The following is a 12,159-nucleotide window of genomic DNA, read 5'->3' as shown; positions in this document are numbered from 1 at the left end:
GGACCCGTAGCAGGGTGGCGTTCAGTGAGCGTCGGCGTCCCACACCCAGTTCCACACTCCCGGCAAGTGCACCACCTCGTTGGTATCCTTCACCGTGCGCGCCAGGGCTGCGCGTTCCAGGGTCGCGCGGTCGGTGTAGAAGGGAGCGGCGGCAGTCTTCAGGCCATTGGCCTGGGCACTGTCCATCAGGATCTGCAGGTATTCCGGCAGGTGCCGGGCGGTGTAGCGGTTGATGTCGTGAAAGGTCACCACGACCGGAATCACCCCGTCCACGGTCGGCAGTTCGCCCAGCGCAATGCGTTCGCGCACCAGCGATAGTTGCCGCAGCAGGTTGGCCCGCCGCCTCGGGCTGGCATTGAAGCCCCAGATCTTGCCGTCATTGGCACTCAAGTCGGTCAGCAGGATTTGCATGCCGTGGTGCTGATAGGCGGCGAAGGTGCGCTTGTCATAGTTCCAGAAGGGCGGGCGCACCAGGCTGGGGGCGGTGCCAGTGATCGAGGCAATGCTTGCGGCGCCCAGGCTCAGGGTCTGTGCCAGGTCTTCGTCGTTCATCAGGCGATGGTTGCTATGCCAGCGGGTGGCGGTGTGGAAGGCCAGGATATGCCCGGCGGCGTGTTCGCGTTCCATGGTCTTGCGCCCGCGCGGGCTGCCGCCGGAACGCCAGGCCTGGGTCTGCAAAAAGAAAATTGCCTTGATCCCCGGCAGCACCGGGTTTTGAGCCAGGTCCTGGATTACCGAGCGGCTGGGATTGGCGTAGCCCGAGGCGCTGGGGCCATCATCGAACGTCAGCAGGAAACGGATCGGTGCCTGGCTTTGCAGGCGTTGTGCGGTCTGCGGGGTCAATGCCACGGGCGCGCCGATGCAGCCGCTGAGGCTGATCAATAGTGTGGCAAGCAAGAGGGCAATGAGTTTCATGGGGCTCTGGGGTCAATGATGCACATCCTTGTGATCGGGGTATGGAGGCCGGCAACATACAGCAAGCGCGTACCCCGTTCACTGTCAGTCTGCGTAGTGCTCACGCGGGCCATAGCCCATTTCCTCACGCAAGCCGTTCTCGGTGAACGGCTTGGGATTGGTTGAAGTAGGCGGCGTGAGTGGGTCGTTGTCAAAGTCGAACGGTGCGGCAGTAGTCGGCAGGCCAACGGCCTGGCGCTCTACATTGGGTGTATCCACTGGAGGGTTTGCGCCTACCTGCTCTTGGGTGTGGCCGCTGAAAAAGGTGCCCGTGCCGGCGTTCCAGGCATGGGCCGATTCATGTTGCAGGGTGACGATGGGTGCGGCAGGGACATTGGGGTCGGCGTAGATATCGAACGGATTGTACTGCAGGGTGCCGCTGTTGATTCGGCGACCTGCAGCCCCTTCTTTGATATGGCTTTGTTTTGTCTGTTCTGGCGACAGATGGTCGTCAAAATGACTGCTGGAACCTTCGACAATCGGCAACGGCGCGCCGTTTTGTCGAGCCACGGCGTCCATCCCCGCGAGCATTTGCTGGCCCACGGGCGAGCCGCGCAGCAATTCAAGGTCATCTTCGACCCGTTGCTTGAACGCCTGCGTGCCCTGGGCCTGGAACCCTTCTTTACCGGCGTTGCTTGGCGTCACCGGGGTGATCGTTGCATCAGACCCGCCCAAGAGCCGATCAGTGGGTTTTGCATAGATGCGGTTGTCCGGCCGGTTGGACCAGATCGTGTCGTGGCCTTTGCCGCTGTAGAAGGTCGTGCGGTCGTGCCCCACCAGCACATCGTCACCTTGGCCGCCGTTTATCACCGTATGCCCATCGCCAGCGTATAGCTGGTCGTTACCGCTGCCGCCATCCAGGTAGCTTTGCTTCTGGGCGGCCCCGGCACCTGCGTACAGCCGGTCATTGCCGTTATTGCCATACATGACGTTGGAGCCCGTGCCTCCCACTATCGTGTCATCACCTTCGTTGCCCTCGACATACCCGTTGCCGCTGCCCAGGCGCAGGGTGTCGTTGCCCTTGCCGCCAAACAGCTGGGTGGGGCCGCCGCCCGCTTGCACGTCATCGTCGCCATCGCCGGCTTCGACCTTGACCGGGAGCATGACGCCGGGGTCGATTTTTATCTTGTCGTCACCGCCATGGCTTTTGATATGCAGGCTGGTGGGCGCACTGTCCTTGGGGTCTCTGACATTAAACAGGTAGGGCTTACCGTTGACCTCGACCTTGAGCCGGCCATCAGGGTGGTTGCTCAGATGAATAGTGTCGGCGCTGTTGCCGGTTTCAAATGTCAGGGCGTCGCTCACAATGATCGATTTTCCCGGCGCCAGAGGTACTTCGCTCAGGGACTGGCGGACTCTGAGGTTGCCGTCATCGACCAACGTCAGTTGCTTGTCCTGCGAGGAGAAATTCGGAAGCTCCGGTTGCGCCTGTGAAGGGGTTCGCACAGAAGGGAACGGCTGGTGTTGGCCTTTGCCTGGCACGGCGGCGGGCTCGGCCTGCGGCGTGTGAGGGGGGAGGGCAGGCATGGCGTGATGTGGCGCGATCGTGTTCATGGTCAGTACCTTTCAGTTCAACGCAAACGCCCCTCCAGGGGGGGAGGGGCGGTAGGTATGTCGTGCGATTGAATGAAAGTGTTCCGTCGCCGCCGTCGATCCTTTGTTACCGGGCGTAATAAAGTAGGCGCACCCGGTGCAGAAAAGTCGTCGGACGGCGCGGGCTTTTTGCCGTTCGCCCTGTCACTACAACAAGCTGATTGGATAGCTGACGATCAACCGGTTCTCATCAAACTCATTGTTGCTGTAGTCGCGGCGCATGCTGGAATTGCGCCAGCGCATTGTAAGATTTTTCAGGCTGCCGCTTTGCACGGTGTAGCCCACTTCGCTTTCCCGGCCCCATTCCTTGCCATCGTTGACAGTGGCGGTGTGCACGTTGCTGCCGCTGATGTAGCGGTTCATCAAGGTCAGGCCGGGCACGCCCAGGGCGGCGAAGTTGTAGTCATGGCGTACCTGCCAGGATTTTTCCTCGGCGTTGTCATAGCTGGCATTGAAGCTGTCGTTGGCCAGGGTGCCGCCGCTGGTGCCATTGACTCGCATCCACGCGCTGTTGCCGCTGAGCTTTTGCAGGCCGACGTAGAAGGTGTTGCCACCGTACCTGGCGGAGAACAGGCCGGACCAGGTCTTGTTGTCCAGGTTGCCGGCCCGGGCGCTGCCGTCGTCCTGGCCGTAGAAGAAGCCGAGGTTGGCCCCCAGGGTCCAGTCGCCCAGGGGCTGGCTGTGGGTCAGGTTGAGGTATTGCTGGCGGTAGATGTCCTTGAGCTGGGCATTCCACACGGCGACCTGGGTACGTTTGTCGTTGAACGCGTATTCGGCGCCCTGGAAGTTGAAGCGATCGGAGGTGAACGCGGTTTTCCCGAACATCGACATGTCCGTCATGCTGCTGTCGTCACGCGGGCTGTTGGCGCGGAACTGGCCGCCATACAGGGTCAGGCCGGCGATCTCTTTGGAGGTGATCTGCCCGCCGCGCAGGGTTTGCGGCAGGGAGCGGCCATCGTCCGAACGCAGGATCGGCAGTACCGGCATCCACTCGCCGACTTTCAACTCGGTCTGGGAAACCCGTGCCTTGAACGCCACCCCCAGGCGCCCGAAGTTATCGGCCGGCTTGCCATCGTGGTCCAGGGGCAGCAATTGGGTGCCGCCGGAGCCGCCGCCGCCGTCGAGCTTTTGCGAATACATGCCCAGCACATCCACCCCGAACCCCACGGTGCCCTGGGTGAAACCGGACTTGGCATCAAGGATGAAACTCTGCGTCCACTCCTGCGCGCCGCCCTGGGCCTTGGTCGGGTTGGTGAAATTGCGGTTGAAGAAGAAATTGCGCAGGTTGAGGTTGGCGCTGGCATCTTCCAGAAAGCCGTGTTCCTGGGCAACAACTGGGAGGGCAAGGCTGGCGACAGCGGTAGCCAGCAATAGCCGGCGAGGGTGCAAGGTGCTCATGGCATGGGACCTGTTGTTATTGGTGGTTTTCAGGTGCGGGCCATGGTGCGGGGCGTGTGTGGGGCGGTTCAATTGGGGGAGGGCGGGTTTTGGGCGGTGATCGCACGAAACTGTGCGCCCATGAAAAAGCCCACCAAAGGGTGGGCTTCATGTGTTGCTACGCCGATCAGAACAACTTGAGCTTCGGCGCTTCTTCTTTCACCGGCTCATTCTTCGCCGTCTGTTCGTTCCAACCGCCACCGAGGGCCTTGTACAAGGTCACTTCGCTGGTCAGTTGGGCCAGGCGGTCGGTGATCAGCGTTTGCTGGGCAGCGAACAGCTGGCGTTGGGCGTCGAGGAAGGTCAGGTTGCTATCAACCCCAATGCGGTAGCGACGCTCGGCCAGGCGGTAGTAGTCCTGGTTGGCCGCGACGAAATCACGCTGGGCCTGCAACTGTTGGTTGTAGGTCGCACGTGCCGCCAGGCCGTCGGAGACTTCCTGGAACGCGGTCTGGATCGACTTCTCGTAGGTCGCGACGTTGATCTCTTTCTGGATCTTCGAGTAGTCCAGGCTGGCGCGCAGGCTACCGGCGTTGAAGATCGGGATGTTGATCTGCGGCGCGAACGACCAGGTACCCGAGCCGCCCTTGAACAGGCCACCGAGGTCCGGGCTCAAGGTCCCGGCATTGGCGGTCAGGCTGATGCTCGGGAAGAACGCAGCCCGTGCCGCGCCGATGTTGGCGTTGGCAGCCTTGAGGTTGTGCTCGGCCTGCAGGATGTCGGGGCGACGTTGCAGCAGGTCTGAGGGCAGGCCGGCCGGTACTTCGCTCAACAGGTCGTCGGACAGCGGCTGAGTGGCGAGATTCGCCGGCAGGCCGGTGCCCAGCAGCAGGGTCAGGTTGTTTTCGTCCTGGGCCACCTGGCGGGTGTAGCGGGCCAGTTGCACACGGGCGCTTTCAACCGAGGTGCGCGCCTGGCTCAAGTCCAGGGCCGAGGCCACGCCGACTTCGTTGCTGCGCGAGGTGAGCTTGAAGCTCTGCTCGTAGGCGGCCAGGGTGTCCTGGGTCAGCTTGAGCAGTTCCTTGTCCGCTTGCCAGGTCAGGTAGGCATTGGCCACGCTGGCCACCAGGCTGATCTGCGTGCTGCGGCGTGCTTCTTCAGTGGCGAAGTATTTCTGCAACGCTTCTTCGCTCAGGCTGCGCACCCGGCCGAACAGGTCCAGTTCGTAGGCGTTGATCCCGAGGGTCGCCGAGTAGGAACTGGTGATGTTCGATTCGCCGGTTTGCGAGGCCCGTGCCGGAACGCGCTGGCGGCTGCCGCTGCCATTGGCGCCGACGGCCGGGAACAGGTCGGCACGCTGGATGCGGTACTGCGCGGCAAAGGCGTCGATGTTCAGCGCCGCGACACGCAGGTCACGGTTGTTGACCAGTGCGACCTGGATCAGTTGCTGCAGGGCAGGATCGTGGAAAAACTGCTTCCAGCCTTGCTCGGCAGCGGCCTGGCTCGGCGCCTGGGCCGACGAGTACGCCGGCCCCTGCGGGAACTGGGCGGCAACCGGCGCTTCAGGCTGCTGATAATCAGGGATCAGCGAGCAGCCACTGAGCACGAATGCCGTGACTGCCAGGGAGAGTAGCGACTTGCGCATTAGCCAGCCTCTTTAGGAGTATTCGGTGTATCGGACTTGTCAGTTTTTTTCCGGCTACCCATGGCGGACACGGTCACGAAGAACAGTGGCACCCAGAAGATCGCCAGGACGGTGGCAGTGATCATACCGCCAATCACCCCGGTACCGATTGCGTGTTGGCTGCCTGAACCTGCGCCCGAGGAGATCGCCAGCGGCAGTACGCCGAGGACGAACGCCATGGACGTCATGATGATCGGACGCAGACGCATGCGGGACGCCTCGATGGCCGCCTCGACGATGCCCTTGCCCTGCTCATGCAGCTCCTTGGCAAATTCCACGATCAGGATGGCGTTCTTCGAGGCCAGGCCCACGGTCACCAACAACCCCACCTGGAAGAACACGTCGTTGGACAGTCCTCGCAGGCTGGTGGCCATCAGTGCACCGATCACGCCCAGCGGGACTACCAACACCACCGCAATCGGGATCGACCAGCTTTCGTACAGCGCTGCCAGGCAGAGGAACACCACCAGCAACGACAGGGCATACAGCGCAGGCGCCTGGGAGCCGGACAAGCGTTCTTCATACGACAGACCGGTCCAGGCATAGCCCACACCCGCCGGCAATTGCTTGGCGATGCGCTCGACTTCCGCCATCGCGTCACCGGTGCTGTAGCCAGGCGCCGGGGTCCCGAGGACTTCCATCGCCGCTACGCCGTTGTACCGCGACAGTTTCGGCGAGCCGAAGATCCAGTTACCAGAGGCAATTGCTGATAATGGCACCATCTTCCCGTCGTTGGCGCGCACGAACCATTTGTTCAGGTCTTCAGGGGACATCCGGCCAGCGGCCTCACCCTGGATGTAGACCTTCTTCACTCGACCGCGGTCGATGAAGTCATTGACGTAGCTGCCACCCAAGGCAATCGCCAGGGTCTGGTTGATGCTCGACAGGCTGATGCCCTGGGCACTGGCCTTCTCGTCATCAATGGTCAGCTCGTACTGCGGCTCATCGTTGACGCCGTTGGGACGTACGCCGGCCAGGATCTTGCTCTGCGCGGCCATGCCGAGGAACTGGTTACGTGCGTTCATCAAGGCATCGTGACCCACACCGCCCTGGTCCTGCAGGAACACGTCGAAACCGGTGGCGTTACCCAACTCCAGTACCGATGGGGGCACGATGGCAAACACCATGGCGTCCTTGAAGGTCTGGAAGAAGTATCCCTGGGCACGCTTGGCCACTTCGAACACCGACATCGATGCGTCGCGCTGGTCCCATGGCTTGAGCATGACGAATGCCAGGCCCGAGCTTTGGCCACGACCGGCAAAGTTGAAGCCGTTTACGGTAAATACCGATTGCACGGCCTTGCCTTCACCGGGCTCACCTTCCTTGTCGTTCAACAGGAAGGCACGCATGTCGTCGATAACGGTCTGGGTGCGTTCGGCCGAAGAACCAACCGGTGTCTGCACCTGGGCGAAGATCACACCCTGGTCTTCCTCGGGCAGGAACGCGCTTGGAATACGGGTGAACAGCCAGATCATGCCGGCGAAGATGATCAGGTACACCAGGAACGAAGGCGCCTTGTGCTTGATCATGTTGCCCACGCCACGCTCGTAGCTCAGTACGCCACGGTCGAAGGTACGGTTGAACCAGCCGAAGAAACCACGCTTGGGTTGGCCGTGTTTCTCGGGGTCGATCGGCTTGAGCATGGTGGCGCACAAGGCTGGGGTGAAGATCAGTGCAACCAGCACCGACAGGGCCATCGCCGACACAATGGTGATGGAGAACTGTTTATAGATCACGCCGGTGGAGCCGCCGAAGAACGCCATCGGCAGCAATACCGCCGACAGGACCAGGGCAATACCCACCAGGGCGCCCTGGATCTGGCTCATGGACTTGACCGTCGCCTCCTTGGGCGACAGGTGCTCCTCGGCCATCACCCGCTCGACGTTTTCCACCACCACGATCGCATCGTCCACCAGCAAGCCGATGGCCAGGATCATGCCGAACATGGTCAAGGTGTTGATGGTGAAACCAAAGGCCGCGAGGATGCCGAACGTACCCAGCAACACCACCGGTACCGTCATGGTGGTGATGATGGTGGCGCGGAAGTTTTGCAGGAACAGGTACATCACCAGGAACACCAGGATGATCGCCTCGACCAGGGTATCGACTACCCCGGAAATCGATTCGGTCACCACCGGTGTGGTGTCATACGGAACCACGGCTTTCATGCCTGGCGGGAAGAACGGCTCCAGGGACGCGACCGTGGCACGGATGGCCTTGGCGGTGTCCAGGGCGTTGGCGCCCGATGCCAGTTTGATCGCCATGCCGGAAGCCGGCTTGCCGTTGAACTGGGCGCTGATGCTGTAGTTCTGGCCACCCAGCTCGACACGGGCGACATCGCCCAGGCGCACTTGGGAACCATCGCTGTTCACGCGCAGGAGGATCTTTTCAAACTGCTCGGCGCTTTGCAGGCGAGTCTTGCCGATGATGGTGGCGTTCAACTGAGTGCCGGGCAGGGCTGGCAGGCCACCCAACTGGCCGGTGGCCACCTGGACGTTCTGCGCCGCAATGGCACTGCTGACATCCACCGGGGTCATCTGGAAGTTGTTCAACTTGGCCGGGTCCAGCCAGATACGCATGGCGTACTGGGAACCGAAGACCTGGAAGTCACCCACCCCAGATGTCCGCGAAATCGGGTCCTGGATGTTGGAAACGATGTAGTTGGACAGGTCATCCTTGCTCATGGTGCCGTCTTCGGATACCAGGCCGATCACCATCAGGAAGTTCTTCACCGACTTGGTTACGCGGATCCCCTGCTGCTGCACTTCTTGCGGCAGCAATGGGGTCGCCAGGTTCAGCTTGTTCTGTACCTGAACCTGGGCGATGTCCGGGTTGGTACCCTGGTTGAACGTCGCGGTGATAGTCATGCTGCCGTCGGAGTTACTGTCCGAGGCGACATAACGCAGGTTGTCGATACCGTTGAGCTGCTGCTCGATCACCTGCACCACGGTGTCCTGCACGGTTTGTGCGGACGCGCCTGGGTAGGTCACCTGGATATCAATGGCGGTTGGCGCGATGGCCGGGTATTGGTTGATGGGCAACTTCAGGATCGACAGTGCCCCGACCAGCATGATCACCAGGGCTATTACCCAGGCGAAAATGGGACGGTCGATAAAAAATTTCGACATGTATTACTCCCCTTTGCCAGCGGCGGCGGCAGGAGCAGAACCGGCGGGCTTGGCGTTGGTGGCTTCCTTCGCTTCAACCGTGATGCCCGGCTTGATGAACTGCAAGCCTTCGGTGATCACACGGTCACCGGCATTCAGGCCCTTTTCCACCAGCCAGTAGGCGCCGGCGGTACGGTTGGCCACCAGCACGCGCTGTTCGACCTTGTTGTCGGCGGTGACGACCAGCGCAGTCGGGATGCCCCGGATGTCGCGGGTCACGCCTTGTTGTGGGGCGAGGATCGCCTTGCTGTTCACGCCGGCCTGCAATTGTGCGTGGACAAACATGCCCGGCAACAGGGTGTGATCAGGGTTGGGGAACACAGCGCGCAGGGTTACCGAGCCAGTGGTCTGGTCGACCGACACTTCGGAAAATTCCAGGCGGCCTTGCTGGGTGTATTCGCTGCCGTCTTCCAGGGTCAGCTTGACCATGGCCGCGTTTTCACCGGCTTTCTGCAGTTGGCCGCTTTCCAGGTCGCGACGCAGTTTCAGCATCTCGGCGGAGGATTGCGTGACGTCGACGTAGATCGGGTCCAGTTGCTGGATCACGGCCATGGCGTCTGCCTGGCCATTGCTGACCAATGCGCCTTCGGTGACCGAGGAACGCCCGATACGCCCGGAGATCGGGGCGAACACCTTGGTGTAGCGCACGTTGATCTGAGCCGTCTGCAGGTTGGCTTCGGAAGTCATGCGGTTGGATACGGCGGTGTCGTATTCCTGGCGGCTGACCGCCTGCTCGTTGACCAGTTGTTTGTAGCGGTCGGCAATCGACTTGGTCTGTTGCAGGTTGGCCTGGGCGCTTTTCAGGGTCGCCTCATACACCGACGGATCGATCTGATAGAGCTGCTGGCCTTCCTTGACGTCGCCGCCTTCCTTGAACAGGCGCTTGAGAATGATGCCATTGACCTGGGGGCGGACTTCCGCGATGCGGAACGCAGTGGTGCGGCCCGGCAATTCGGAGGTCAGGGTATAGGCTTGAGGTTGAAGGGTGACCACGCCGACCTGAGGGGTTTGAGCGGGCGGCGCCGCTTCTTCCTTTTTACATCCGCTGAGCAGCGATGCCAGGGCGACGGCAGTGACCAGAGCGGTAACAGCTGGCTTAAGTTGCATGAAGATCCTCGGGTCAGGCGCGCTTGATGCGCACAAGAAGTGTGGAAGGGTAAAAAACAGACAGTGAGTAGATAAGTAGCTTGCTAGGCAATATACTTACGTTCATGGTTGTTTGTAAACTCTTGACAGGCTTCACGGATTCCTTACAAAGCAATGCCCAAAGCCTCGATTCTAGTACGTTCGATGCCCATGAAGGCGTCGTCCCATAATTATTCAGAAGGTGGTTATCCACCACCGCCCGTGTCCTGATTGAGGTGTTACTGCCATGGTTCGTCGTACCAAAGAGGAAGCTCAGGAAACGCGCAGCCAGATACTTGAAGCCGCCGAGCAAGCCTTTTATGAGCGCGGTGTTGCGCGCACTACGCTGGCGGATATCGCGGCGCGGGCGGGGGTGACGCGGGGCGCGATCTATTGGCACTTCAGCAACAAGTCGGACTTGTTGCAGGCACTGCTCGACACGCTGCACGAACCCCTGGACGAATTGGCCAGGGCCAGTGAAAGCGAGGATGAGGTAGATCCGCTGGGCTGCATGCGCAAGCTGCTGATCCATCTTTTTCATCAGGTGGCCCTGGACCCGAAGACTCGGCGCATTAATGAGATCCTGTTCCATAAGTGCGAATTTACCGACGAAATGTGCGACATGCGCCGTCAACGCCAGACCCATAGCCTTGAGTGCAACCTGCGTATCGGCCTGACGCTGCGCAATGCAGTCCACCGCGGGCAACTTCCGGAAAACCTCGACACCGCTCGTGGGGCGGTGTGCATTCATGCCTACATCAACGGGCTTGTTGGCCAGTGGCTTCTGGTGCCTGACAGTTTCGAGCTGTATCAGCAGGCCGAGCGCCTGGTGGATATCGGGCTGGACATGCTGCGCTTGAGCCCCAGCCTGCGCAATTGATACAAAATGCGTAATTACGTCTGTTTGTGTCAATAGTAAAGCCCAAGGACGGTCAATCGTCCTTCCGGCTTATTTGTGGGGTGACTTTATATACGCGCTGGCGCCAGGTTGAAAGGTAGCCGGCTAAGTATTTTGTAGCGATATTGTTGCATTGCTGTGAAGGAATGTTACCGAACCTGTGGGAGCGAACTATCGCTAGGTGATGTGCTGGCTGGCCCACCGCTATCGCGGGCAAGCCCGCTCCTACATTGGGCAGCGGTGTTTTGAAGATCCAATAAAAAGCCCCGGCTCTTGTGAGCCGGGGCTTTTGCGTTGTTGCGGGTCAGAGCGCCAGGGTCGGGTAGTCGATATAGCCGACCGGGCCTGGGGTGTAGAAGGTTTGCGCAATGGCTTCGTTCAGCGGTGTATCGGCTTTGAGGCGCGCCGGCAGGTCCGGGTTGGCGATAAACGGAACGCCGAAGGCTACCGCGTCGGCCTTGCCAGCAGCCAGCCAGGCATTGGCGCTGTCCTTGGTGAAGCGCTCGTTGGCGATAAACGGGCCACCGAACGCAGCTTTCAAGTGCGGGCCCAGGCTGTCGTCGGCGTCTTTCTCGCGGGCGCTGATAAAGGCGATGCCACGCTTGCCCAATTCACGGGCGACGTAGGTAAAGGTTTCTGCCAGGTTGGCATCGCCCATGTCATGGAGGTCGGCCCGTGGCGACAAATGCATCCCCACACGGCCAGCGCCCCAGACTTCGATCACTGCATCGGTCACGTCCAGCAACAGCCGTGCGCGGTTCTCCACAGAGCCGCCATACTCGTCGGTGCGCTGGTTGGTGCTGCTTTGCAGGAACTGGTCGAGCAGGTAGCCATTGGCCCCATGCACTTGCACCCCGTCAAAGCCGGCGGCCTTGGCGTTCTCGGCGCCCACGCGGTAGGCATCGACGATATCGGCGATTTCTGCGGTTTCCAGGGCGCGTGGGGTCGGATAGTCGGCCAGCGGGCGCACCAGGCTGACGTGGCCGGCAGGCTGGATGGCGCTCGGTGCTACCGGGGTCTCGCCGTTCAGGTACGACGGGTGGGAGATCCGCCCCACATGCCACAGTTGCAGGAAGATCTTGCCGCCGGCGCCGTGCACGGCCTTGGTGATGTTGGTCCAGCCGCGCACCTGGTCGTTGGACCAGATGCCCGGGGTGTCCGGATAGCCCACGCCCATCGGCGTCACCGAGGTGGCCTCGCTGAGGATCAACCCGGCCGAGGCCCGCTGCACATAGTATTCAGCCATCAGCGCATTCGGCACGCGGCCGGCATCGGCACGGCAGCGGGTCAGCGGCGCCATGATGATGCGGTTCGACAGCTGCACATCACCCAGTTGGATTGGATCGAAAATAGTCGTCATC

8 protein-coding genes are annotated in these 12,159 nt (G+C 61.2%); 1 reads left to right on the top strand and 7 read right to left on the bottom strand.

The genetic code is table 11. The features are described from left to right. Positions 1-21: 21 nt before the first annotated feature. The 6 genes from HBO12_RS18370 to HBO12_RS18345 all read right to left on the bottom strand — a co-directional run bounded on the left by HBO12_RS18370 (position 22) and on the right by HBO12_RS18345 (position 9,882). A complete protein-coding gene (locus tag HBO12_RS18370; protein WP_170042895.1) occupies positions 22-915 on the bottom strand; it encodes a polysaccharide deacetylase family protein in 894 nt (297 codons plus the stop codon). Positions 916-999: 84 nt separating this feature from the next. Continuing rightward, positions 1,000-2,508 (bottom strand): M91 family zinc metallopeptidase, encoded by a 1,509-nt coding sequence (locus HBO12_RS18365; protein WP_262377041.1) that lies wholly within the window; start codon positions 2,506-2,508, stop codon positions 1,000-1,002. Between the two features lie 186 nt (positions 2,509-2,694). Beyond that, positions 2,695-3,945, bottom strand: a complete 1,251-nt coding sequence (locus tag HBO12_RS18360) for an OprD family porin (RefSeq protein WP_170042894.1) — start codon at positions 3,943-3,945, stop codon at positions 2,695-2,697. A gap of 166 nt (positions 3,946-4,111) precedes the next feature. Beyond that, entirely contained in the window at positions 4,112-5,569 is a 1,458-nt protein-coding gene (gene adeC, locus HBO12_RS18355; RefSeq protein WP_170042893.1) for an AdeC/AdeK/OprM family multidrug efflux complex outer membrane factor, read from the bottom strand. Next, positions 5,569-8,736, bottom strand: a complete 3,168-nt coding sequence (locus HBO12_RS18350) for an efflux RND transporter permease subunit (protein WP_169955526.1) — start codon at positions 8,734-8,736, stop codon at positions 5,569-5,571. Before HBO12_RS18350 ends, adeC begins: the two co-directional genes overlap by 1 nt. Before the next feature lie 3 nt (positions 8,737-8,739). Next, on the bottom strand, positions 8,740-9,882 hold the full coding sequence (locus HBO12_RS18345; RefSeq protein ID WP_169955527.1) for an efflux RND transporter periplasmic adaptor subunit: 1,143 nt from the start codon (positions 9,880-9,882) through the stop codon (positions 8,740-8,742). Between the two features lie 265 nt (positions 9,883-10,147). Here HBO12_RS18345 and HBO12_RS18340 point away from each other — a divergent pair, with 265 nt between their 5' ends. Continuing rightward, a complete protein-coding gene (locus HBO12_RS18340; protein WP_032858025.1) occupies positions 10,148-10,780 on the top strand; it encodes a TetR family transcriptional regulator in 633 nt (210 codons plus the stop codon). A gap of 322 nt (positions 10,781-11,102) precedes the next feature. Here the strand turns inward: HBO12_RS18340 and HBO12_RS18335 are convergent, their stop codons facing one another. Then, positions 11,103-12,158 (bottom strand): alkene reductase, encoded by a 1,056-nt coding sequence (locus tag HBO12_RS18335; RefSeq protein WP_170042892.1) that lies wholly within the window; start codon positions 12,156-12,158, stop codon positions 11,103-11,105. Position 12,159 lies beyond the last annotated feature (1 nt).

Source organism: Pseudomonas sp. WS 5059 (genome assembly GCF_012985525.1).
GTDB lineage: Bacteria > Pseudomonadota > Gammaproteobacteria > Pseudomonadales > Pseudomonadaceae > Aquipseudomonas.
The sequence above is the reverse complement of the archived record's forward strand: the minus strand, read 5'-3'. Positions and strand labels throughout refer to the sequence as shown.